Annotated in this window: 34 protein-coding genes and 1 pseudogene; 2 read left to right on the plus strand and 33 right to left on the minus strand. The window is 44.9% G+C overall.

Annotation, left to right across the window (positions count from 1 at the left end; translation table 11 throughout):
- Positions 1-5: 5 nt before the first annotated feature.
- From QI63_RS12585 to tuf, 33 genes and pseudogenes are all read right to left on the minus strand, one after another.
- Positions 6-227, minus strand: a pseudogene (locus QI63_RS12585) (hypothetical protein); the annotation flags it as partial.
- Positions 228-489: 262 nt separating this feature from the next.
- The gene (locus tag QI63_RS12790) at positions 490-888 is read right to left on the minus strand and encodes a PD-(D/E)XK nuclease family transposase (RefSeq protein WP_044014149.1); all 399 of its coding nucleotides are present in this window, start codon (positions 886-888) and stop codon (positions 490-492) included.
- A gap of 427 nt (positions 889-1,315) precedes the next feature.
- Positions 1,316-2,866, minus strand: coding sequence for an SUMF1/EgtB/PvdO family nonheme iron enzyme (locus QI63_RS04150; RefSeq protein ID WP_052185474.1), 1,551 nt, complete (start codon positions 2,864-2,866; stop codon positions 1,316-1,318).
- Between the two features lie 974 nt (positions 2,867-3,840).
- The gene (locus tag QI63_RS04155) at positions 3,841-5,001 is read right to left on the minus strand and encodes an SAM-dependent methyltransferase (protein ID WP_235619823.1); all 1,161 of its coding nucleotides are present in this window, start codon (positions 4,999-5,001) and stop codon (positions 3,841-3,843) included.
- 803 nt (positions 5,002-5,804) lie between these two features.
- Positions 5,805-5,993: a hypothetical protein gene (locus QI63_RS04165; RefSeq protein ID WP_006188395.1), complete on the minus strand. Its 189-nt coding sequence runs from the start codon at positions 5,991-5,993 to the stop codon at positions 5,805-5,807.
- Positions 5,994-5,996: 3 nt separating this feature from the next.
- Entirely contained in the window at positions 5,997-6,440 is a 444-nt protein-coding gene (gene rplQ, locus QI63_RS04170; RefSeq protein WP_044014153.1) for a 50S ribosomal protein L17, read from the minus strand.
- On the minus strand, positions 6,430-7,485 hold the full coding sequence (locus QI63_RS04175; RefSeq protein WP_044014155.1) for a DNA-directed RNA polymerase subunit alpha: 1,056 nt from the start codon (positions 7,483-7,485) through the stop codon (positions 6,430-6,432). Before QI63_RS04175 ends, rplQ begins: the two co-directional genes overlap by 11 nt.
- Before the next feature lie 15 nt (positions 7,486-7,500).
- Positions 7,501-7,884 carry a 30S ribosomal protein S11 gene (rpsK, locus tag QI63_RS04180; protein WP_006188392.1) on the minus strand — a complete coding sequence of 128 codons (384 nt, stop codon included), beginning with the start codon at positions 7,882-7,884 and terminating at the stop codon, positions 7,501-7,503.
- A 16-nt stretch (positions 7,885-7,900) separates the two neighbouring features.
- Positions 7,901-8,266 (minus strand): 30S ribosomal protein S13, encoded by a 366-nt coding sequence (gene rpsM, locus QI63_RS04185; protein WP_016519026.1) that lies wholly within the window; start codon positions 8,264-8,266, stop codon positions 7,901-7,903.
- A 16-nt stretch (positions 8,267-8,282) separates the two neighbouring features.
- Positions 8,283-8,396 carry a 50S ribosomal protein L36 gene (rpmJ, locus tag QI63_RS04190; protein WP_002672206.1) on the minus strand — a complete coding sequence of 38 codons (114 nt, stop codon included), beginning with the start codon at positions 8,394-8,396 and terminating at the stop codon, positions 8,283-8,285.
- Positions 8,397-8,438: 42 nt separating this feature from the next.
- Positions 8,439-9,758, minus strand: coding sequence for a preprotein translocase subunit SecY (gene secY / locus QI63_RS04195; protein WP_044014166.1), 1,320 nt, complete (start codon positions 9,756-9,758; stop codon positions 8,439-8,441).
- A 17-nt stretch (positions 9,759-9,775) separates the two neighbouring features.
- Entirely contained in the window at positions 9,776-10,228 is a 453-nt protein-coding gene (gene rplO, locus QI63_RS04200) for a 50S ribosomal protein L15 (RefSeq protein WP_044014170.1), read from the minus strand.
- Positions 10,228-10,413 carry a 50S ribosomal protein L30 gene (gene rpmD, locus QI63_RS04205; RefSeq protein WP_006188388.1) on the minus strand — a complete coding sequence of 62 codons (186 nt, stop codon included), beginning with the start codon at positions 10,411-10,413 and terminating at the stop codon, positions 10,228-10,230. The genes rplO and rpmD overlap by 1 nt, the downstream gene beginning before the upstream one ends.
- Positions 10,414-10,416: 3 nt before the next feature.
- Positions 10,417-10,938, minus strand: a complete 522-nt coding sequence (gene rpsE, locus QI63_RS04210; protein WP_016522586.1) for a 30S ribosomal protein S5 — start codon at positions 10,936-10,938, stop codon at positions 10,417-10,419.
- Between the two features lie 8 nt (positions 10,939-10,946).
- Positions 10,947-11,309, minus strand: a complete 363-nt coding sequence (gene rplR / locus QI63_RS04215) for a 50S ribosomal protein L18 (protein ID WP_044014173.1) — start codon at positions 11,307-11,309, stop codon at positions 10,947-10,949.
- An 11-nt stretch (positions 11,310-11,320) separates the two neighbouring features.
- Positions 11,321-11,863: a 50S ribosomal protein L6 gene (gene rplF / locus QI63_RS04220; RefSeq protein WP_044014175.1), complete on the minus strand. Its 543-nt coding sequence runs from the start codon at positions 11,861-11,863 to the stop codon at positions 11,321-11,323.
- Between the two features lie 9 nt (positions 11,864-11,872).
- Positions 11,873-12,271: a 30S ribosomal protein S8 gene (gene rpsH / locus QI63_RS04225; protein WP_006188384.1), complete on the minus strand. Its 399-nt coding sequence runs from the start codon at positions 12,269-12,271 to the stop codon at positions 11,873-11,875.
- Positions 12,272-12,281: 10 nt separating this feature from the next.
- Entirely contained in the window at positions 12,282-12,467 is a 186-nt protein-coding gene (locus QI63_RS12595) for a type Z 30S ribosomal protein S14 (protein ID WP_081984397.1), read from the minus strand.
- 11 nt (positions 12,468-12,478) lie between these two features.
- Positions 12,479-13,030 (minus strand): 50S ribosomal protein L5, encoded by a 552-nt coding sequence (gene rplE / locus QI63_RS04230; protein ID WP_006188382.1) that lies wholly within the window; start codon positions 13,028-13,030, stop codon positions 12,479-12,481.
- Positions 13,030-13,344, minus strand: a complete 315-nt coding sequence (gene rplX / locus QI63_RS04235) for a 50S ribosomal protein L24 (RefSeq protein ID WP_044014178.1) — start codon at positions 13,342-13,344, stop codon at positions 13,030-13,032. Before rplX ends, rplE begins: the two co-directional genes overlap by 1 nt.
- Positions 13,345-13,359: 15 nt before the next feature.
- Positions 13,360-13,728, minus strand: coding sequence for a 50S ribosomal protein L14 (rplN, locus tag QI63_RS04240; protein WP_044014180.1), 369 nt, complete (start codon positions 13,726-13,728; stop codon positions 13,360-13,362).
- A 21-nt stretch (positions 13,729-13,749) separates the two neighbouring features.
- The gene (rpsQ, locus tag QI63_RS04245) at positions 13,750-14,022 is read right to left on the minus strand and encodes a 30S ribosomal protein S17 (RefSeq protein ID WP_006188379.1); all 273 of its coding nucleotides are present in this window, start codon (positions 14,020-14,022) and stop codon (positions 13,750-13,752) included.
- 10 nt (positions 14,023-14,032) lie between these two features.
- Positions 14,033-14,239, minus strand: coding sequence for a 50S ribosomal protein L29 (gene rpmC, locus QI63_RS04250; protein WP_044014182.1), 207 nt, complete (start codon positions 14,237-14,239; stop codon positions 14,033-14,035).
- A gap of 15 nt (positions 14,240-14,254) precedes the next feature.
- A complete protein-coding gene (rplP, locus tag QI63_RS04255) occupies positions 14,255-14,674 on the minus strand; it encodes a 50S ribosomal protein L16 (protein WP_006188377.1) in 420 nt (139 codons plus the stop codon).
- 3 nt (positions 14,675-14,677) lie between these two features.
- A complete protein-coding gene (gene rpsC, locus QI63_RS04260) occupies positions 14,678-15,418 on the minus strand; it encodes a 30S ribosomal protein S3 (RefSeq protein WP_044014184.1) in 741 nt (246 codons plus the stop codon).
- A gap of 2 nt (positions 15,419-15,420) precedes the next feature.
- Positions 15,421-15,786 (minus strand): 50S ribosomal protein L22, encoded by a 366-nt coding sequence (gene rplV, locus QI63_RS04265; protein ID WP_044014186.1) that lies wholly within the window; start codon positions 15,784-15,786, stop codon positions 15,421-15,423.
- A gap of 9 nt (positions 15,787-15,795) precedes the next feature.
- Positions 15,796-16,086 (minus strand): 30S ribosomal protein S19, encoded by a 291-nt coding sequence (rpsS, locus tag QI63_RS04270; RefSeq protein ID WP_016522594.1) that lies wholly within the window; start codon positions 16,084-16,086, stop codon positions 15,796-15,798.
- Positions 16,087-16,096: 10 nt separating this feature from the next.
- Complete coding sequence (rplB, locus tag QI63_RS04275) at positions 16,097-16,918, minus strand: 50S ribosomal protein L2 (protein WP_044014188.1); 822 nt, start codon at positions 16,916-16,918, stop codon at positions 16,097-16,099.
- Positions 16,919-16,951: 33 nt separating this feature from the next.
- Positions 16,952-17,236 carry a 50S ribosomal protein L23 gene (locus tag QI63_RS04280; protein WP_044014190.1) on the minus strand — a complete coding sequence of 95 codons (285 nt, stop codon included), beginning with the start codon at positions 17,234-17,236 and terminating at the stop codon, positions 16,952-16,954.
- Positions 17,236-17,874: a 50S ribosomal protein L4 gene (rplD, locus tag QI63_RS04285; RefSeq protein WP_044014192.1), complete on the minus strand. Its 639-nt coding sequence runs from the start codon at positions 17,872-17,874 to the stop codon at positions 17,236-17,238. Before rplD ends, QI63_RS04280 begins: the two co-directional genes overlap by 1 nt.
- Before the next feature lie 15 nt (positions 17,875-17,889).
- Positions 17,890-18,516, minus strand: coding sequence for a 50S ribosomal protein L3 (rplC, locus tag QI63_RS04290; protein WP_044014194.1), 627 nt, complete (start codon positions 18,514-18,516; stop codon positions 17,890-17,892).
- Positions 18,517-18,589: 73 nt separating this feature from the next.
- Positions 18,590-18,898, minus strand: a complete 309-nt coding sequence (rpsJ, locus tag QI63_RS04295; protein ID WP_044014196.1) for a 30S ribosomal protein S10 — start codon at positions 18,896-18,898, stop codon at positions 18,590-18,592.
- A gap of 59 nt (positions 18,899-18,957) precedes the next feature.
- On the minus strand, positions 18,958-20,145 hold the full coding sequence (gene tuf / locus QI63_RS04300; RefSeq protein WP_044014198.1) for an elongation factor Tu: 1,188 nt from the start codon (positions 20,143-20,145) through the stop codon (positions 18,958-18,960).
- 535 nt (positions 20,146-20,680) lie between these two features.
- Here tuf and QI63_RS04305 point away from each other — a divergent pair.
- A complete protein-coding gene (locus tag QI63_RS04305) occupies positions 20,681-22,702 on the plus strand; it encodes a DUF4139 domain-containing protein (RefSeq protein WP_044014200.1) in 2,022 nt (673 codons plus the stop codon).
- Positions 22,703-22,792: 90 nt separating this feature from the next.
- Complete coding sequence (locus QI63_RS04310; protein WP_044014203.1) at positions 22,793-23,587, plus strand: hypothetical protein; 795 nt, start codon at positions 22,793-22,795, stop codon at positions 23,585-23,587.

A 23,587-nucleotide genomic window follows, 5' to 3' on the forward strand; every position in this document is an offset into this window, starting at 1 on the left:
CCCAATTAAATCAGTGTTTCGACATCTTCCTTATTTAAGCCTGTTGCTTTTGCAATATTTTCAACGGATAACCCGAAGTGTAAGAGATTCTTTGCCGTTTCGAGTGCTTTTTGGTGGGCACCTTCGGTGAGGCAGAGAGTTTTACCTTGTTGTATTCCAAGCATTAAACTTTCTTCTCTCTGTACTGCAATATCGGTATCATAATCATATTCGGCTATTAAGATATTTCATACCTCCTCTTTTGAAAATACGTGCATCTACACTTCGTTATTTCACAAAAATTAGTCCTCAACGTACAAAAAGCACGCCTGCGGTTAATTTTTGTTCATGCCTCGTAATTTCAGAGCGGACACGGATGTCCGTGAAATTAGGTAGAAGCGAGATTTGTGTTATGCACAAATCTCGTCGTTGGGCAGTTATACACGGACGTACAACTGCCCAACAGGCTATTTGCAAAAGAGCTGGTTCTTATGGATCGTAATCAGTTTATCAGTTTTTGACTTTTATCGGTAGAGGCCTTTTTCCGTATCTACTCCGCCATGGACGGCGGTGTTTTCCAGCAGAAGCAATGTTTTGCCGAATGGCAAAACTCGTGTTTCCCGATAGACACGGATGTCTATCGGGAAACGACATCTCAACATCAATTTTGCGCCCGTCGCTTAAGCGGATTTTTATGTCGAGCCGTCCGGCTTTCTGGTTATAAAATTGCGGAATCTGCTCGCTGTTTTCGATACGGACATCATCAAAATCATCCTGACTCAAAAGAGTAACCAAGGAAATAAATTCGATCATAATATCCTTATTTTCCTCGGTTCCAAAAAGCTTTTTGAACGCATAATCATTTCGCGCCGTAAAACGCATTGGGATGTTATAAGGTTTTCTGACCATCTTCTGACTCCATATACCGCCACGGATGGCGATACTAACACGGTTAGAACCGCTACAGCCAACGGTAGCATTGAACAATGAGCATCCTCTCAAACCGCTAGCCCTGTAAAATCTTATTGCAATACTTCCTGCATCGGCTGATTGCGACGTGTGCAAGTACGGGGGTGATATGCAGAGCATATTCTCCTTTTGCAAATATACGTCGCATCTACTTCGTTGCTGCACACAAATTAATCCTCAACGTATCATAGATACGCCTGCGGTTAATTTGTGCTCGCGCCTCGTATCTGCATCGTCTATTTGCAAAAGCTTACGGAAAATGGCTGTTCAGTAGCGCCATGGATGGCGGAGGTTCTATGCAGCAGCGAGATTTGTGCCCATGCACAAATCTCGTCGATGAAAACTGCACATGGACGTGCAGTTTTCATCATGGGCGACAAACCACACGCAAGCCAAGAATGAAGTAGCTGATGTCCGGGTGGCGGCCGTCCCGATACGCACGAGCGGCCTTGCTCGCGCCATCGTTCCAGCTACCTCCGCGATGGACGCGGCTATCACCGGAATCAGCACCCGTAGGGTTGGTTTTCCCGCCTTCAGGCGTACTGTTACTATACCAGTCCCAGCACCATTCCCATACGTTCCCGCTCATGTCATACAGCCCGTATCCGTTCGGTTGCTTCTTCTTTACTTCGTGCGTCTTACCGTTCGTATCTCCTCCATCGCTATCAGCGTACCACGCATAGTTTTTAAGTTCGCTGTTATCATCCGTTCCTGCCCATTCATTTTCAGTTCCGCCTTTCGCTGCCCATTCCCATTCAGCCTCTGTCGGCAGCCGGAACCCGTTCTTGCTTATATCTAATACGACATTATTCCACTCAATATTATTCGATGTGGGAATAGCACTGTATTCAAGTGTTGCAAAATCTATCGGGATTCCTGAAACCGTTACCATATAACACGGGTCTAGGTGGCATGCAAGACTCAGCTTATTGCAAAACGCAATTGCATGATACCAGTCGATATTCTCTACCGGACGCTTTCCTTGCGCTTCGCCGCTTGCAGGACTTGTATCATAGGTAGCCCACCACTGCACTTTATTTCCCGTATTATCAAAAAAACTCGGATTACTGCCCATCACCGCAGTCCACAGCTCCTGCGTTACTTCCGTCTCGCCTATCCGGTATGCACTAAGGCTTACTGTGTGCGGTTGGTTATTGCTTTTATTGCTGTGCCCCACGTTTCCGCCTGTTACCGCTGCAATCCCTTTCATCGTAAAGTCTACGCTGCCTACCGTGTAGGTTTTATCAGCAGATGCGGGCGGTGTCGGCGGTACACTGTTACTCTCAAAGCTCACTTTAATCTCGACTGCCTTTGTAACGGTGTGGGTATAGGAATTCGTCGTGTTGCTTATAACAACCCCGTCTACCTTCCATTCTTTTACCTTGTACCCAGAATGAGCCGTTGCGGTAAAGGTGACCATTTTGTCCTTTTCGACGTTTATGGGGCTTACCGCTGTATCCGTTATCCCGTCTGCCTTTGCTTTAAGCGTACCGTTCGGCGGTGTGCCGTCTACGCCGAAGGTTACAGCTACGTCAGAAGGCGGTAATACCTTAAAGCTCACCGTTACCGTTACAGTAGCCGTTACCTTTACTTTTGCGGTAGTGTTACCATCTGTTCCGGTACCGCTTTCAAAGGCGCCGCCTTCAATTGTCCACTTCTCTACTTCATAACCCTTTTCAGGCACTGCGGTAAACACAACCGTCTTATCTTTTTCAACTACGCTGCCACTTGTAATCGGCTTACTATCTACCGCTGCTCCAACACTACCGTGTTCCCCGGCACTAAACGTTACCGCAAATGTTTCCGGTTTAACCGTTATCTTATTCGGACATCCGGTAAACAAAAACAATACGGTAAACACCAATCCTATTGCAAACAAGCTCATCAGCTTGCTTGCTTTCAATTTCCGTGTTTTCATTATATTCTCTCTCCAATTAGTATGTTCTCTCATTATGAGTTCGTTTTCTCCTTAATTCATAATTATGCTTTATGAATTCTGAATTCCTTAAATTATGCATTCATAATTCTAAAGGGCACCTCTAAAAACTCAGGTATAGTTTTTAGAGGTGCCCTAAATTGATTTATCCTGTGTCGAACCACACTGCCTGACGGCTGCTACGATAGAGCCCTGAAAATAATCGGTAATGGTTAATTTGTAATGGGTAATTATGAGGTACAAAATTTATTCGTGCGGAGGGTTTAATACCCCGACGCTCTGCATCGGGGTTGTTGATTGCTGAAACGCTCCTCTCTATCCGCCTCCGCATACTTGGTATCCTTTGCGGTTTAAAATAAAAAAAGACTAACAGTACGTTTGCCGCCTGCAAAAGATGAGAGAAATCGATTATGGTGTTGTCTGAATGAAAAATCTGCCCGCTTATCAGGGCACGGCCATGCTTATGCCTTAAGTTGCTGAGTTGCTGAGTTGCTGAGTTGCTGAGTTGCTGAGTTGCTGAGTTGCTGAGTTGCTGAGTTGCTGAGTTGCTGAGTTGCTGAGTTGCTGAGTTGCTGAGTTGCTGAGTTGCTGAGTTGCTGAGTTGCTGAGTTAGTATTCCATGCGGCTACAGGTATGTCAAGTACATTGCACAGGGTTTGCGCTTTGGAGAAAGAGTTTTTATATTGCGGTAATAGTATGCGTCGGCTCAGCATAATTATAAGTATAGGGGCAAATATTGCAAAATGCAAGGGCTTTTGAAAATATGCATACCGTCTACGGCATTCCTGCGAACAACTTAATTGGTAAGAGGCATAGATAATAAGCGTTAGGGATTGGAGGGGCAGCGCAGCTGTTCCGCAGGAATGAAGCGCTAGCGGAACCCCGCAAAGCCCGACGGTCGGTCAAACATTGACATCTATGTCGATGTTTGACCGACCGAAACGCCCAAAATATACTTACTCATTAAACATTTCCTCGCCCGCATCAATGAACGGCGCACACAGCCAAGTCAGCTCGTGTTTGTTTGCAGTAAGATGAACAATTTTTGAATGAGGAATTTCCGCAAAGCGGCGGATCGTATCGAAGTCGGGCGCCCCCTGCATTTTGATTGTGCAGATAAATTTTGAACAAAGACCGCTTGCCCGCCACCGTTCAACCCATTCCAGTAAGCGGGGCGGATAACAAATAACATCGGAACATACCCAATCCTGTTTACCGAGACTTTCGGGAGTTAATGTAAACGCATCATGCTGCATAAACGTAATCCGCGGTTCACGCATCAAAAAATCTGCCAGCGGGCTCCGGTCAATAGCAATTATCTCCGCGCCCAGATTATTCAGTACCCACGTCCATCCGCCGGGACACGCCCCCGCATCCACACAATGGGAACCGCGCTGAGGTAATGCCCAGTCTACCGGTATTACCGATGGAACAGCCCCTCCCTTTTGCTCTGCAGCACATCGATAGTAAAAGTCTAACAGGGTTAAGGCTTCCCACAATTTAAGGTAGGCGCGGCTTGGTGGATTTTGATGATCTTCGGTAAAGCGGATAACGCCGAGCGGAAACGGCGACGAGGTTTTCGCAGATGCAAGCAAGATATGTTCATCTAGCAACGACCACACCCCCATACCGGCAAGCGGCACGGTATAAGGAAACGGTTTTTCTTTTTTGCTGATATACGGCAGCTTTGCACCAATCAATTCCGCCCGCCTAAAACAGTTAAGCGGATAGTGCGCCCAATTTCGTTGAATACCTCGCAACAGCTCCGCAGCTTCTCCAATACTACGGAACCGCACCACAAACGGTTCTTCCCAGCACAGCTGTTTCCAAAATACTTCCTGCCGTATATCCTCACAGTACACAAGCTTGCTTGACTGAACCGGCACATCGCTCAACTTAAAATCACTATGGCCTTCGGAAGCGGAAGAAAAGCGCCACATACGCCCGGATGAACCATCAGTCTGCAAAGCCAGCTCATCATCCAAATGCGATTCAAAACCTTGTACCGGTATCCATGCCTTACCGGCTAACTTACAAACAGAACCATAAGGTTTTGCAGCCGCAATTTTACACAAATCAACAACCCCGACGCAAGCGTCGGAGTATGTTGTTCTCATAAGGTGGTTGCAGTCGGCTTTAATACCCTTTGTTACGACGCAAAGCGTCGGGGTATTAAATCCTCCGCACGAATCAATCATCATCATAATAGTCTTTTCTTTTGTATCGGCAAAAACAATAGGGCATAAATGAGATTAAATCAATAGTGTGGTATAATAAGAACCCGAGGTATAAGCAATGAACAGATATAAACAATTGTATTATAAGCTTTTTACAAAATTTGATCATGTTCATCACGGTTGGACAAACTTACATTTCTATTATTATGATTATTCCATAACAGTAGATTTTTCGGCGATAATGGATTCATTTCCGAATTTTTTACAATGGATTAAGCGTGTCGAAAATTTAGAAATACATAAAAGGGCATATGTGAATATCGATCAGGAAGGATACTATAAAAGATTAACATGCAAAAAAATTAGTGAAACGTTGCTGAGTTTTACTATTCAATCCGATAACCGTTTTAGTTTTAAAATTGAGGGAATCGATTCAAGATATTTTATATGTCAATTACTTAAAACGTTACATAATTACACTGTACAGTTTCCGAACGAGCCATGGACAGGAATCAAGCTTGATAAATTAATATATACTGAATGCGGCTCTCTAATAGAAAAATATAAAACGACCTGTAACGCCTGCCTAAAACAATGCGAGCAATTTCAAAATTCAGTTTGTCTATGTGATACATGAGCAAAACTATCAGTATGACAAGCCGCACTACCGCTATGGCAAAAACAATAGGGCATAAAAAAACGCTCGGCAAAGCGAGCGTTTTTTGCAAAACATAGCGTTATATTTACGCCTTAGCTTCGGCGGCCTTCTTGTTTTTCAGCATTGCACGGCCGACTTTTGAGATATTGACTTTCTTTCCGTCAATTTCTTGTTCATACAGAAGTTTAACACCGGTTTGGCCGGTTACGGGACAAGTACCCCGCCCATGGTTGGGAACACTTTTAATTCCCTTTCCGCGATGTGCTTTCGACATAGTTTAGCCCTCCGCTGCCTTTGACTTTGCAGCACCCTTGTCTGCACCGTCTTTCTTTGCGTCTGCCGACTTCTTCGTGCTCTTATCGAGCGTATAGTCAACCAGCTCTAAAATTGCAACCTGTGCGGCATCGCCCTCGCGTAACCCTAATTTAAGCACACGAGTATATCCGCCGTTCCGCTCCTTCATACGCGGCCCGATGTCGGTAAACAATTTATTCAAGATTGCCTCATCCCAAATATAGGTTGCAGCCTGCCGCCGATTATGTACTGAATCGACCTTAGCACGGGTAATAAGCTTTTCTGCGGTTCGCCGAATCTCCATCGCCTTTTGTTTTGTCGTAGTAATCCGCTCGTACTTAAACAGTGATGTAACCATGTTACGATGCAATGCGCGGCGATGTGCACTGGTACGTGAAAGCGGATTAAAGCCGTTTTTATGCTTCATCTGTTTCTTCCTTCTGTCTCGATAACTTGATCGAATTCTTTAAATGACTGTAATCAGTCATACCCAAACTCAAATTACGTTCCGCCAACTTTTCTTGTATTTCCTGCAAACTCTTCTTTCCGACATTTCGAGTTTTCGAAATCTCATCCTCGGTCATCATTGTCAAATCACGGATTGTTGAAACGTTTGCGTTTTTCAAACAATTAGAAGCCCGCACGGAAAGATCAAGCTCAGTTATCGGTGTGTCAAGCAACTGCTTTATCATTTCATCGCTTTCATCGGATTCATCATCGCTCAAAAGTTCATTCTCGTTAAAGTTCACAAAAACGGTAAAATGTTCTTTCGCGATTTTTGCAGCTTCCGCTAGCGCATCTTCAGGCCGTATGGTACCGTCCGTCCAGATTTCAAGCACAAGCTTATCATAATCGTTGCGCTGCCCTACTCTGCACGGCTGAATTTCATAGCTGACTTTTCGAACCGGGCTAAAGATAGTATCCAACGAGATTGTCCCGACAACTTCGACATATTTTTCATTCGTTTCCGCCGGTACATAACCGCGGCCGAAATCAACCTGAACTTCCAGCTCAACATGAGCATTTCCCATCAGCTCCATAATATGAAGATCATCGGATAAAATTTCAAGTTGACCGGGTTTTGCAAAATCGGCTGCACTAACGGAGCATGGGCCTTTAAAATCAAACAAAAAGACATCTTGTTCAATCTCATTTGGGAGCCGCAGCCGCATTTGCTTGAGGTTATTCAAAACTTCCATCGTGTCTTCGGTTACGTTTGGAATTGCTTCAAACTCGCTCGATATACCATGCGGAACATCATCAGCGCCGTAAGAGGTAATTTTTACAGCGGAAATAGCATACCCTTGTATCGAAGACAACAAAACACGCCGCAAACAATTGCCGATCGTTGTGCCGAATCCTGTTTCAAAGGGAGACGCCGTAAACTTACCATAGCTGTCATTTGAGACATCTGCTGCAAATTCCAGACCTTTTGGTTTTTTGAATCCTTTCAAAAGATTTTTACGAGCCATTTAAACTCCTTTTTATTAGATGCGGCGGGTCTTGCGGGGACGGCAACCGTTATGCGGAATAGGGGTTACGTCATTAATGGAGCGAACTTTAAGCCCCATAACGCCAAGTGTTCTGATTGCAGATTCGCGGCCGACACCCGGTCCCTTCACAAATACGTGAACTTCCCGTAATCCATACTGCTGAACGCGCTGTACAGCCGTTTCCGCGACTGTTTGTGCAGCGAAGGGGGTAGATTTTTTCGCACCGTTAAATCCCAAGCCGCCGGAGGATGCCCAAGACAACGCATTGCCCTTCAAATCGGTTATGGTAATAATGGTATTGTTAAAGGTTGCCTGAATATAGACATTTCCTTCATATACGCTTTTCTTTTCTTTTCGTTTTTTTGCGGTTGTAGCCACAGCTTATCCTCCAAAATTACTTCTTCTTACCGGCAACGGTCTTTTTCTTACCTTTGCGAGTACGAGAATTAGTTCTTGTGCGTTGTCCGCGGACGGGCAAGCCTTTACGATGTCGTAAACCGCGATAGCAGCCGATATCCATCAAGCGCTTGATGTTCAGAGCGACTTCGGTACGAAGCCGGCCTTCAACCTTGTAATCCTGGTCGATAACGGCACGGATGGCGGCAAGTTCATCCTGATTTAAATCGTTGATCATCCGCATCGGATCAATTTTTGACTTTTCGCAAATTGCTTTTGCAGATGAGTGAGATATTCCATAGATATACGTCAACGCGATATTAACATGTTTATTGGGGAGGTCGACCCCAGAAATACGAGCCATTCTTCAGTTTCCTCCATTAGCCTTGTCGCTGCTTGTGTTTGGGATTCGTGCAGATAATCCGCACAATTCCGTTGCGTTTAATAACCTTACATTTATCGCAAATAGGCTTTACGCTGGTTCTTACTTTCATATTGTTCTTCTCCTTAACAAAAGAATAACCTTTCCTGAAATACTACAGATTCCGTGATCTGAGCTTTCCTCGTTTTACCAACCCCTCATGATGGTGCATTTTAAGCTGCGCTTCAATTTGACTCATCGTATCAAGATCAACGCCAACCAAGATGAGAAGTGATGTTCCACCCATCAGCATTGAAATCGACTGAGGGAAGCCGAAAATAGTCTGTATCACAGTCGGTAAGACGGCGATCAGCGCCAGATACAAAGAACCGGGCAAAATCAAACGATTTAGAATTCTTTGCAAGTATTCCTCGGTTTTATCGGTTCGAATGCCGGGAATCGAGCCTCCATTTTCCCTTATCTGCTTTGCAATTTCTGTGGGGTTTAACGAAATCTGTGTATAAAAATATGCAAAGAACACAATAAGGATCAAATAGAAAATATTGTACCACAAACCGTTCGGACGCAAAAAATGCGCAAGACTGTTCAACCATCGGACATTCGGTCCTATCGTTGTCGCAATCGAAATCGGGAAGGTCAAAAACGATGATGCAAAGATGATTGGAATAACACCTGACGGATTAATCTTAAACGGAATATAGGTATTTTGACCGCCATACATTTTCCGCCCGACAACCCGCTTCGCATAGTGCACCGGTATCTTCCGCTGTCCTTGCTGCTCATAAACAACCAGTACGATAATGCCGACAAACATAATCAATGCTATCACGACAAATACGAGGTTCAACTCACCGAGTCGCACCAGCCGGATCATCTGAGAAACGGCATGGGGCAGCCGGACAATAATACCGGCAAAGATAATCATTGAAATACCGTTTCCGATACCGCGAGCCGTAATCTGCTCACCCAGCCAAACCGTTATCATCGTACCTGTTGTTACGGTAAGCATCGAAACAAAGATGTACATAAACCGGCTCTGAAGTACAATAGCGCCGGGTATCATATACGCATAAAAGGTTACCGCATACGATTGAATCAATGCGACAAATACGGTAAGGATACGCGTCCATACCTGTATCTTTTTCCGACCGCCGTCATCTTCCGCAATCTTTTTCAAACTCGGAAATACGAACAACGCAAGCTGCATCAAAATTTGAGTTGAAATATACGGCATAACGCCCAGCATGAATACGGAAAAGGTGGAGAATGCCCCGCCGACAAAGAAGTCCATATAATCGACAAAAGCATTTCCCCGTACCTGCGATTGGAAATATGCCGATAAAGCATGGGGATCAATACCGGGAATAGTAAGTACCGATCCCAAGCGGAAAACGATCAAAACTCCAATCGTAAACAGGATACGATCACGTAATTCTTTTATCCGAAATACATTTACAAGTGCATTGTTAGCCATGTATGAAGCCCGCCTGTTTAGCCGTTTTGTTTAACGACCGTCCCGCCGGCTTTTTCAATCTTTGCCTGCGCCTGTGCGGAAACTTTATCTACATCAACCGTCAACTTTTTTGTAAGCTCTCCGGAAGCGAGCACTTTTACCAAAGCAGTCTGCTTTTTTACCAGTCCCTTTGCTTTCAGCGTTTCTTTATTAACGGTTTCCCCATCGGAATATTTTTCGTCGATCATAAATAAATTTACAACCGAATAAACTTCCTTAAAGGGATAGTTAGAAAAGCCTTTTTTTGCAACGCGGCGATACAACGGCATTTGTCCGCCTTCAAAACCGATATAGGTTTTACCGCCGGAGCGTGCATTCTGGCCTTTGTTTCCCTTACCCGATGTCGTTCCTCGACCGGATGAAGAACCGCGACCTACAATGCGCTTCTTTTTATTTGCCCCTTTCGGCGCATTCAATATAAAATCAGACATTAATCAAGCTCCTCTGTTTCAACTAAGTGAGAAACCGCCCGTACCATACCTAAGATGGCGGGAGAAGCGGAGTGCTCAACTACGGAATGCAATTTTCCAAGTCCCAAGGAACGAACGGTTGCGCGAACCGGCTTTTTTTGTCCAATGGTACTTTTAACTAACGTAATCCTAATTTTCTTTGCCATAGTTTACCCCCAGACATCCGTAATAGACTTTCCGCGGTTCTTAGCAATAGTTTTAGCATCCATTAATTCCGATGCAGCCTCGAAGGTCGCACGAACCACATTTACTGCGGAGTTTGACCCCAAGGACTTTGAAAGAACATTCGCTGCTCCGGCTGCTTCCATAATCGCACGGATAGTACCGCCTGCGATAATTCCCGTACCTGACCGGGCAGGGCGAAGCAATACTGAAGAACCTTTGAACTTAGCCTGCACTTCATGCGGGATAGTACCGTTTTTCAGCGGAATATAAATCATATTGGCTTTCGCCTTTTCAATGCTCTTCTTAATAGCCTGACTTACATCATTCGCCTTGCCGAAACCGTATCCCACGTGTCCATTCTGATCACCGACAACCGTTAAAGCAGAAAAAGAGAAACGGCGTCCGCCCTTTACAACCTTTGCAGTCCGGTTTAACTTAACCAGCTTTTCTACCAGTTCCTTCTCGCGATGTGAACTGTCTCTGTTAAAATCTTTCTGACGATCCATATCCGCTCCTAGAAATTTATTCCCGCTTTCCGGGCACCGTCTGCAACTGCCTGTACCACACCGTGATACAGATAACCGTTTCGATCAAAAACAACCGTCGTAATATTCTTCTCTTTAAGACGCCGACCGAGTTCTTCCCCGATTTTTGCTCCGGACTCGATATTTGCTTTTAAGGGCTTAAAATCTTTTTCGAGTGTGGATACCGACGCAACAGTTACACGTGCATCATCATCGATAACCTGCACCGAAATATTCTTATTACTGCGGAAGACAGTCATACGCGGACGTTCAGCTGTTCCATAAATCCGTTTACGGATATGAACTTTACGCTTAAATCTCTTTCTATCTTTCTCGATTCGCTTTTTAAACATAGTACCTATCCTTATTTAACACCGGTCTTACCGACTTTGCGTTTAATGACTTCGGCTTCATAACGGATACCCTTTCCCTTGTAGGGTTCGGGTAATCTGAGTTTACGGATCTGCGCTGCAAATTCGCCGACTTTTTCCTTATCAATACCGGAGATAATAATTTTATTTCCCTGCGGTTCAACCTTTACTTCAATGCCTTCGGGGATCAATGCGATAAAATCGTTTGAATAGCCCAAAGCCATTACCAACAGTTTGCCCTGTACTTCGGCACGGTAACCGACGCCGTTTACAACCAAGGTTTTAGAAAAGCCCTGACTGACGCCCACGACCATATTGTGAATTAAATTCCGATACAGACCGTGAAACGAGCGGGCTTCTTTGGTATCGTTCACCCGTGTTACGGAAACCTCAGAGTTTTCAAACTTTACCTGTACCAGAGAATTATAGGTACGGGAAAGCTTCCCCTTGGGGCCTTCAACGGTCAATGCACCATCGGCAATATTGATTTTTACTCCGGCAGGAACAGCTACCGGAAGTTTTCCAATTCTTGACACACTCGCCTCCTACCAAACTTTGCAGATAAGCTCGCCGCCAACCTGCTTTTCGCTTGCGTGCTTGCCGGTGATAACGCCCACCGAAGTTGAAAGAATAAGAGTGCCGTACCCGTTATATACGCGGGGAAGCATCTTATATCCTGAATATACGCGGCGTCCGGGTGTAGACACTTTTTCAATACCATGGATAACGGGTAATTCGTTATCATCATATTTTAAGAACATCCGGATTGTACTTTCGCCGGCTTCGTTAAGTCTTTTAAAATTCTTAATAAAACCTTCGGTTTTCAAAATCTTCACAATTTCAAGTTTTAACTTTGAAGAAGGCACATCGACTTTCTCATGACCGGCTGCCGCTGCATTCCGAATCTTTGTAAGCATATCTGCGACGGGATCTGAAACGCTCATTTTTTACCTCCTACCAACTTGATTTTGTAACGCCAGGTATCTGGCCTTCACTTGCTAATTTGCGAAAACAAATACGGCACATCTGAAATTTCCTCATATATCCGCGCGGACGACCACATACTCTGCAGCGGTTGTATTGGCGGCTGGAATACTTCGGCGTACTGTTTGCCTTATTTATCATTGCTGTTGTTGCCATGAAAACCTCTCTTACTTTCTAAAGGGCATACCGAACTTCAAAAGAAGCGCCCGTGCTTCTTTATCGGTTTTTGCCGTCGTTACGACGTTGATATTCAATCCTGCGATCTTTTCGATTTTATCGAAGTCAATTTCAGGGAAAATAATCTGTTCCGTAACACCTAATGAATAGTTTCCTCTCCCGTCAAACCCGTTCGGATTGACACCGCGGAAATCCTTAACACGAGGCAGCGCAACATTAATAAAACGATCCAAAAATTCATACATTTTGGCGCCGCGTAATGTTACCATCGCCCCGATCTCATGCCCTTCACGAAGTTTAAAGTTAGCGATACTTTTCTTTGCCTTTGTTTTTACCGCTTTTTGGCCGGTAATAGTACCAAGATCGGTTACCGCAGCATCAAGCAATTTCTTATTTGTCAATGCTTCGCCAACTCCCATACTGAGTACGATTTTAACAAGCTTCGGCACCTGCATAACCGTAGTATAGCCGAACTCTTTTGTAAGCTCAGGCGTTATCGTTTCCGTATAGATTTTCTTAAGCCGTGGCACATAATTGCTCATTATAATACTTCTCCACCCTTACGGCAAAAACGCACTTTTTTATCGCCGTCCATCTTATATCCAATGCGGGATACGCCACTTTTCTTACCGACTATCATGACATTTGAAATATGTATCGGCATCTCGATTTCGGCAATTCCGCCCTGATCCTGCTGAGAACGCTTGCGCATTGCTTTTTTACCCATATTAACGCCCTGAATAATCACTTGATTTTTTTCAGGTAAAACACGCAATACGGCGCCGCGCTTTCCTTTCTCGCTGCCCGCAATCACTTCTACCGTATCGTTCTTACGGATCTTGATTTTTCCTTCCATAAATGCTCAATCTCCTTATAGAACTTCAGGCGCAAGCGATACGATTTTCATAAAATCCATATCACGCAGTTCGCGCGCGACAGGCCCGAAAACACGCTTACCCTTGGGGTTCTTATTCGCATCGACCAATACACAAGCGTTATCGTCAAAGCGGATATATGTCCCGTCAGGACGGCGATATTCTTTAGAAACGCGGACGATAACCGCTTTTTCTACAGAACCCTTTTTGATTGTAGAAGTCGGAAGCGCATCCTTTACCGCTACTACAATGATATCACCGATACCGGCATACCGGCGGTGGGATCCGCCGAGTACCTTAATACACTGTACAATCTTTGCACCCGAGTTATCGGCAACGTTTAATCTTGTTTCTACTTGAACCATAATATAGACGCTCCTTACTCGTTATTTTGCACGCTCAATAATCTCCGCCAAACGCCAGCATTTTTCTTTGCTGATCGGACGGTTCTCTACAATACGCACCGTATCACCAATGTGAGCTGTATTTTGTTCGTCATGCGCCTTATATTTTTTTGTATTGAGCACATACTTTTTATACAGCCGATGAAGTTTCTTGGTAGCGACCTGCACAACAATGGTTTTATCCATTTTATCGCTGGTTACCAAACCAACAAACTCGCGGTTCCCGGATTTCTTTTTTGCCGTTGTTTCTTCCACGGGCCTGCTCCTACTCTGCACTTACACCGGCCAATTCTTTCTGCCGGATAAATGTGTTCAGCGCTGCAATTTCGCGGCGCATAGACCGTTTCAGCATAGGGTTCTCTACGTGTCCCACTACAAACTGAAACCTCAAATCCATATATTTTTGTTTAAGTTCGCTCCGCTTTGCCTGCAATTCGGCAAGGGATAAATCTTGATAGTTCGGCTTTTTCATTCGGAAAACTCCATCTTAGTTATCGCGCGGCTGCTCGGCAAAGCGTGTCTTAAACGGAAGTTTACTTCCTGCCAAACGCATAGCCTCTTCCGCAAGCGAGCGGTCAATACCGGTAAGCTCAAACAGCACCGTTCCGGGCTTTACAACAGCAACCCAATACTCCGGAGCTCCCTTACCTTTACCCATACGTGTTTCAGCCGGTTTTTTTGTATACGGCTTATCGGGGAATACGCGAATCCACAACTTACCGCCGCGCTTTACCTTTCTGTTTAAAGCGACACGAGCAGCTTCGAGCTGGCGATTAGTCAGCCAAAAGGGTTCAAGCGATACCAATGCAAATTCACCAAAGTCAATATGATTACACCGTGTTGCGTTTCCCTTAACTCTACCGCGCTGAATTTTGCGGTATTTTACTCTCTTAGGACTTAAAGCCATCGCTTAATCCCTCCCTGCTTCCGCACGCTCGCCGCGGCCTTTTTCCGACCGAGGAGCGCGTTCCTTGCGCTGTTTTTTTAACAATAAACCGGCGTCATCTTTTTGGTCGCTGCCGTACATCATGCCGCTGTAGAGCCAAACTTTTACACCGATTTTTCCGTAGGTGGTATGCGCTTCCGCAAAACCGTAGTCGATATCCGCACGGAGTGTGTGCAAGGGTATCCGCCCTTCCTTCATTTCTTCGGTTCGGGACATTTCCGCACCGCCGAGACGACCCGAAACACGGATTTTAATTCCCTGAGCACCGGCTTTCATCGTAGAAAAGCAACCTTGCTTTAAGGCTTTTCTAAAGGAAGCACGCCCCATCAGCTGACGGGCAACATTCTGGGCAACGAGAGAAGCATTCAATTCAGCACGCTTCACCTCTTTAATCTTAATCTGAACCTTTTTATTCAGTTCTTTCTGAATAATAGCGCCGATTTTTTCAATATTGGCACCTTTGGTTCCGATGATCACACCCGGCCGCGCGGTATGAATAACAATTGTTACACGCTGGGGATGACGAATAATTTCGATATCGGCAACATCCGCATTTTTGCACTCAGGCAGTGTCTGGAGCATTGCACGAATCTTTAAGTCTTCATGCAATAAGTCCGCATATTCTCTCGGACTTGCATACCAGCGAGACGACCATGTTTTATTAATTCCAAGTCTTAACCCGATAGGGTTTACTTTCTGTCCCATACTTACGCTCCCGCCTTTTCGTCAACTATTACCGTAATGTGACACATTCGTTTTAATTGAACATCCGCACGTCCGCGGCCGCGGCACCATAAGCGCTTCAGCCTCGGGCCTTCATCGATACGGATCTCTTTAATATAGAGCATATCTTCATCCAATTTTTTATTACCGTTCAAAGCATTCGAGGCAGCCGACTTAACCGTTTGTGAAATCAGTGCAGCCCCTTTATTGGGTATATGCTCTAAGATCGCCATTGCATCGGTATAAGACTTGCGTTTAATCACATTTGCAACCGGCCGAACTTTTGTCGGAGAAGCAATAAAATACTTTATCGTAGCGCGGTAACCGTTCTTTGCAGTCGTTTCAGTCATTATATCCACCTACTTTTTTGCCGCTTTCTTATCCGAGCCGCCGTGCCCGCGGAAAATACGGGTAGGAGCGAACTCGCCAAGCTTATGTCCAACAAATTCCTCTGTGATATACACAGGGATCCATGATTTACCGTTATATACCGAAATAGTAAAACCAACCATCTCAGGTATAATCGTGGAGCATCGGGAGTAAGACTTAACCATCTTTTTTGTTTTCTGATCTCCCGTCTTGCTCATTTCAACAACCTTTTTGTACAAGCTTTTTTCTACAAAAGGGCCTTTTTTAACAGATCTTGACATTCTCTACTCCCTACTTCCGCCGTGAAACAATAAACCGATCCGAAGTATTCTTCTTCTTACGGGTTTTATATCCCTTACAAGGCTGACCCCACGGAGTAACAGGATTGCGTCCCTTTCCGCGTCCTTCACCACCACCAAGCGGGTGATCAACAGGGTTCATAGCCATACCGCGTACGGAAGGACGAATACCGCGCCAACGTGCACGTCCCGCCTTTCCTAAATTGATATTCATGTGATCGGCATTTCCAACCTCACCGATTGTTGCATAGCATTTTTTATGCACCAAACGGGTCTCACCTGAAGGAAGGCGCAACGTTACATAATCGCCTTCTTTTGCAGCAATAAGCGCAGCAGCACCGGCAGAACGAGCCATTTGCCCACCCTTTCCAAGCGTCAACTCAACATTATGGACGGTAAAACCGACCGGTATGGATTCAAGCGGTAACGCATTCGCAAGCTCAAGCGCAGCCATCGTGCCGCTCATAATCTTTTGTCCGACCTTCAAACCTTTAGGAGCAAGGATGTATCGTTTTTCGCCGTCAGCGTAAAAGATCAATGCGATATTTGCACTGCGGTTCGGATCATATTCGATAGTTCGGACAGTTCCCGGAATACCGTACTTGTTACGTTTAAAATCAATTTCACGATACTTCCGCTTATGTCCACCGCCCTGATGCCGAACAGAAATACGCCCATGGCTATCCCGCCCCGCATTGGCTTTTTTTCCGGTTGTAAGGCTTTTTTCAGGTTTCTGCGCAGTGATTTCATCACGCAGCAAGTCAATTCGACCGCGCATACCCGGTGTTATAGGCTTATATAATTTAAGAGCCATTTATCTTCCCCTTCAAAGCAGCGATAAGTGCTGTTATGCACCTTCAAAAACTTTAATCGATTCGCCTTCAGCAAGCGTCACAATAGCTTTTTTCCAGCTTGCAGTCTTACCTGCCCGATAGCGAACTCGACGCATTTTTCCGTCGACGTTTACAACAGCACAATCAAGCACTTTAACATTAAAAAGCTTCCGTACTGCTTCCTTAATCTGCACCTTTGTAGAGCGCGGATCCACCTTAAAAACATACTTACGCTGCTCACGCATCTCGTTTGATTTTTCCGTAAGCACAGGCGCTATAATAACATCAGTATATTGCATTACTCAGCCCCCTCAACCGCATAAAAACTCGAAAGATTTTTTGCAGCAGACTCAAGCATCAGCACTTTCCGCCCATAAAACAGATCATGCGCACGCAAACGGTTATACGTCAAAAACGACAGTGTAGGAATATTCTTCCCCGCACGCTTCAACATTGCATCATCATCTTTCAACACAAGCACAGTGCGCTCATCCTGAACAAATGCCTGCAATATCTTCACAAGATCTTTCGTTTTACCGGTTTCAACCGTAAAATCTTCTATGACAACAAGGCGATCTTCATCCTGAGCCTTCAAACTCAAGATAGATTTCATTGCCAACCGCTTTGCTTTTTTCGGAATTGCATAGCTATAATCACGCGGCTTCGGCCCAAAAATCGTACCGCCGCCGACCAAAAGCGGTGATTTTTTATCACCACGGCGGGCACGCCCGGTACCCTTCTGCTTATACGGCTTCGCATTAGAACCGTTTACCTCAGCACGACCTTTTGTACATGCCGTACCGACACGCATATTTGCTAATTCATTTGTAATGGCATAGTAAATGACATCTTCATTAACAGGCAAACCGAACACAGCATCGTTAAGCTCAATTGTCCGCAATTCCTTACCATCAATCGAATAGACTTTCTTTTCCATTCTCTTCTCCTGCCGTTATCTTTCCCGTTTTACAGCGGATTTAAGGAACACAACCGCATCCTTTTTACCGGGAACGGAACCACGTACCATAACGACGCCCAATTCGGGATCTATTTTTTCAATCCTCAAATTCTGTACCGTTACTCGTTCGGCACCCATGTGACCGGGCATCTTAACGTTTTTAAACGATCGCCCCGGACTGGTACACTGCCCTGTCGAACCAGGCTCACGGTGAAACTTTGAACCATGAGAAGCGCGTCCACCGCCGAAACCATAGCGCTTTACAACACCCTGAAAGCCCTTTCCTTTTGAAATTGCGGTAATATCAAGATACCGGACAGATTCCAAAACTTCGACGCCAATTTTCGCACCAACGGTAACTTCTTTATCAAAACCTCTAAATTCTTTTAAAAGACGGACAGGCGCAACACCTTCTGCAAACTGATTTGCATATACCTTTGAAACACGTCCTTCTTTCAATTCACCCGTTCCCAACACAACTGCTTCATAACCGAAATGATCCGCATCTTTTACTGCGACCACTGTATTCGGCACTACTTGCAAAACGGTAACAGGTGTCAGCCGCCCCTCGTCATCAAACAACTGGGTCATGCCGATTTTTTTACCAATCAGACCAACCATAACTCACAACTCCTTGAGAAACTCATCGCTTCTCCGGTACGCACATCCTGATTAAATGCCGTCTACCGTTCTTTTATTGTTTAATTTCTACATCAACCCCCGCCGAAAGCTCTAATGCCATCAAAGCATTCATCACTTCTGCAGAAGGTTCAATAATATCGATCAACCGCTTGTGCGTCCGCATTTCAAACTGCTCACGCGACTTTTTATTTACGTGTGGAGAGCGAAGCACAGTAAATTTATTAATACGTGTAGGAAGCGGAACAGGACCTAACACCTTTGCCCCAACCTTCTGCACAGCCTGCACAATCGCTTTAGAACTTTGATCAACCAACTCAACATCAAATCCGCGAAGCTTAACGCGAATCTTTTCCTTAGCCATATTTCCTCCGTACAAAAACAAGCGGCCGAATAGCGCCTACCCGACCGCCTTGTTTTTTATTACGCTAAAATCTCCGTAACCTGTCCGGAGGCGATAGTCCGGCCGCCTTCACGAATAGCAAGCTTAAGACCCTTATCCATAGCGATAGGATGGATCAGCTCACCGATAATCTTGGTATTATCACCCGGCTTAACCATATCAACGCCCTGAGGCAGCGTAACGGTTCCGGTAATATCGGTTGTTCTGAAATAGAACTGCGGGCGATAACCCGAGAAGAACGGGCTGTGACGACCGCCTTCATCCTTAGAAAGAACGTAAATTTGCGCTTCAAATTTAGTGTGCGGCTGAATAGTACCCGGCTTAGCCAATACCTGACCTCTTTCAACCTCTTTCTTATCAATACCGCGGAGCAAGAGACCGACGTTATCACCGGCCATACCCTGATCAAGCAGCTTGTTGAACATTTCGATACCGGTAACAACGGTTTTCTTCGTCGGCTTAATACCGACGATTTCGACTTCTTCGTTAAGATTGATAACACCGCGCTCGATACGTCCGGTAACAACAGTACCACGTCCGGAAATCGTGAAGATATCTTCAATCGGCATCAAGAAGGGCTTTGCATCATCACGGACAGGATCAACAAAGTAGCTATCCATAGTCTTCAGCAATTCATCGATACAAGCAGTATCTTCAACGGAAGCGCCGTCAGCCAATGCCTTAAATGCGGAACCTTTGATAATCGGCGTATCGCGGGGGAAGCCGTAAGACTCAAGAGTTTCGCGAACTTCTTCTTCTACCAATTCGATAAGTTCAGGATCATCAACAAGGTCAACCTTATTAAGGAAAACGATAATAGAAGGAACACCAACCTGACGAGCAAGCAGAATATGTTCTTTAGTCTGAGGCATAACCGAGTCCGGAGCAGAAACAACAAGGATTGCACCATCCATCTGAGCAGCACCGGTGATCATGTTCTTAACATAGTCAGCGTGTCCGGGACAGTCAATGTGAGCATAGTGGCGCTTGTCGGACTGATACTCCAAGTGACGAGTATTAATAGTAATACCGCGAGCCTTTTCCTCCGGCGCATTATCAATCTCATCATATTTAAGAAGCTTATCACCATACTTCTTTGCACAATGAGTAGTGATCGCTGCCGAAAGAGTTGTCTTACCATGGTCAACGTGACCGATGGTACCAACATTCATGTGAACTTTTGTTCTCTCGAACTTTTCCTTTGCCATGTAAATCCTCCTAACAGACAATAGGCAACTAACAAAAACCCCGCCCATCAAACAGCGAGACCATTTCCATATTGAAAATGAAAAAATGTTATAAACCGGATACCAAATACAGAAAAGAATAGAATGCGGATAATCAGACAGTAAACACCGTTGTAAAAGACGTGTTGCGTAAGCTCGTCATAGCAATTCGACAAGCCTTATTCGGATCCACCTGATCATCATCAGAATCCATTCCGATGACTGGTTTGGCATCCTGCAGAGTAATAGGGCGAACCCCTTAATGCTTTTAACAACATTAACACGGAAACCTGCCTTTAAAAGGCTTTACGGTGCCGGAAAACTCTTAAAGAATACCGGACAAACGGCTTTTAGCCATTTATCCAATTGAACAGAGCGACTATACTATTTTGAATAACAAATGTCAAGGCTTTTGAAAATATACACACATCTCTATAAATTACAAGAGGGATTGCCGCATACCCTTTCATTTTTCCCCATCGGTTAGTATAATCAGAATATGAATAAGGGAGCTTTCATGAAGAATATGATTTGTATGATTTTATCTGCTGCTTGTATAGTCGGTGTCGCAGCCGACCCTGCGAAAAACTTTAGCGGAGACGATATTCCGCTTAAAAAGGTAACACTCTATTCGTCAGGCGTTGCGCACTATATGCATGAGGGGACTGTTTCCGGTTCAGGGAATATAGAGCTATTATTTTCACCCGCTCAAATTAACGATGTGCTAAAGTCTCTTGTCGTTACTGATCCCGGTGCAAAAAACTTAGCAGTCAATTATCAGTCCGAAGACACGCTGAGGAAAACGCTGGAAAGTTTAAAAATCGACCTTTCCGCCGCTACAACGCTCTACGATATTTTAAAAGCGCAAAAGGGCGCCGAAGTGGAACTGTTTACGCCTCATCAAATTACCGGAAAGATTTTGAGCGTCGATAAAAACAGCTCAAAAGAAACGGACTCTTTCTTTATTTCGCTTGCAGCGAAAGACGGGATCCACCTTATCGCTTTTTCGGACATTCAATCCTTTAAATTTACCGATGCCAGACGAAATGAAGATTTAAACACTGCTTTGGCGCTCATCCTCGACGCTTCGGCAAAGAACCGCAAAAAACTGGACATTAAAATCGATGCGCAAGGTGAGCGGAAGATCGGTCTTTCTTATGTTATGGAAGCGCCGGTATGGAAAGCAAGCTATCGGCTCGATATGGGTACCGATAAAGCAGTGTTTCAGGCATGGGCGATTGTCGACAATTCAACCGACCTCGACTGGAAGAATATTACACTCACCCTCACAACGGGAAGACCGGTCGGTTTTACGCAAAACCTCTATGCGCCTTACTATACCTATCGCCCCGAAGTACCGCTTGCAATTGCGCAAACTGCGAAAGCGGAAACATTTGCCTCGGCTGATACGGGTGTCGAATATGCCGCAGCTATGCCTCTCGCAGAAAACCGGTCGATGATGATGATGAAAAAAGAAGCGTCTAGATATGCATCCGAAGCGTATGATGAAGCGGAATATCAAGACTTACAGGAAAAAAATACTTCAGCCTATTTTGAAAATCAAGCTGAGGCCGGTAATGCGGGAGAAATGTTTGCCTTTACGCCGTCAAAACCGATTACACTTGAGCGGCAGCAAAGCACGATGATTCCCCTCACCCTAGCATCTCTTCCTGCGGAAAAGTATTCGGTATTTTCTTCCATTCCATATAACGAGCGTGTTAATCCGAAATTCTGTATCAGTATTGAAAACACATCGGGCTTAAAACTGCCGGCCGGCCCCATTACGGTTCTTGACGGGGGGGAATATTCAGGCGATGCTCTTTTGGAGTTTTTACCCGAAGCCGAAAAACGCCTGATTGCTTACGGAGACGATATTGAAGTAACCGGTTCAAAGCGAGCCGACTCCACAAGGACGATTGAAACCATAAAGATGGCTGACGGAGTGATGACAACTTCGTACCGGCAAGTCCAAAGCACGATCTATTTGATACGAAACACCAATAAGAAAGAGAGAACCGTTATTGTTGAACACGCAAAGAACACAGGGTTTGAACTGACATCAAAACAAGCTCTTGCGGAAACGACTGCAAACAAATACCGGTTTAAGTTTAAAGCTGCAGGCAATACCGGTACCGAGTTAAAAGTAGAAGAAGCTCGCACCTATCAATCAACTCAAAAAATATTCGATATGAATTCAAACACATTCATTTCCTACACGACCAATTCCGAAATTCCCGAAAAAGTACGGAAGGCATTTGCGTCTATTATAACGGAAAAAGAAAAGGTTACCGCGGCGGAAAAAGCCTTGAAGACTTTGCAAGATCGTCAGACGGAAATCGGAAAGGAACAAGACCGTGTACGGAGGAATCTTGAGGCAGTCGGTTCGGAAAGCCAGCAAGGCAGAGCGTTCTTAACCAAGCTGCTCAAGCTCGAAACCGAACTGGATAACCTCAAAACAGACATTGCTGACGCAACGGAACAGCTCAACAAAGCGCAGCAAAAATTTACCGCATTCGTAAAGAATATTCGGATTGAATAGTAAAATCGATATGTAACAAAGGAGATGCGCCGTTTATTTCAAAAGGCACCCTTGAGATTGTATCTATAACGTGTTACTCTAAGGATACCTATGAAGAATGCTTTACTGGTTCCCGGCGTTTTTTTCTTAAGCCTTTTAAGCGCGGTTGTTATCTTTGCCTTTTTCGGCGGAATCGCCTTGCGCTATGAAATGGCCGTTCCGTTTGCATCAGAATCGGCGGGATTGCTGCTTCTCTGCATGGCACAAAAGGCGTGTTACGTACTCCCATTAGCAGTAATGATGGCCATTATCGGGGTATATACATTTTTGATGAGACACCCTGCAAAGCTGGGCGTAGCCCTTACGCTGTTCCTCGTATGTTTGCTATTTACCGTAACGGTTATTATACCGGCCTGCTATGCGCAGTTTTCCGTCATCGAGAAAGCAATAGCAGCCTACAAAACAACGGCGCCTGTCGACAAAGCGTTGGCGGCTTTTACAAGCAAACCGTTATTTCTAGCTTTATTACAGCAAGGTTCCGACAGCCTCTTTTCCGATGTATATGCTGCCTATGCCTATACATTACATTTTACAACATACCTCTTGTTCGCAGGTGCGCTTTTTTTCTGCGTCAGCTCATTTTGGTTTGCATGCATCATAACACGATGGAATCTGTTCAACCTTCTTTTCTTACTTCTTCTTTCAGGGGCACTATTACTCGTATATCCGTATATGCAGTTGGAAGGATTCAAGACAGCGCTCTTTAATCTCCATATAACAAATTCGGAAAACGGCATTTACGGAATTCCGCTCGTTTTGTGTGTTGTTGCCGTAGTATTTCATTCTATAGGCGGTTTAAAACTACTGCTGATATATTCAAAGACCCAAAAAAGGAGCGCTGCATAA

This window comes from Treponema sp. OMZ 838, from assembly GCF_000775995.1.
Taxonomy (GTDB): domain Bacteria; phylum Spirochaetota; class Spirochaetia; order Treponematales; family Treponemataceae; genus Treponema.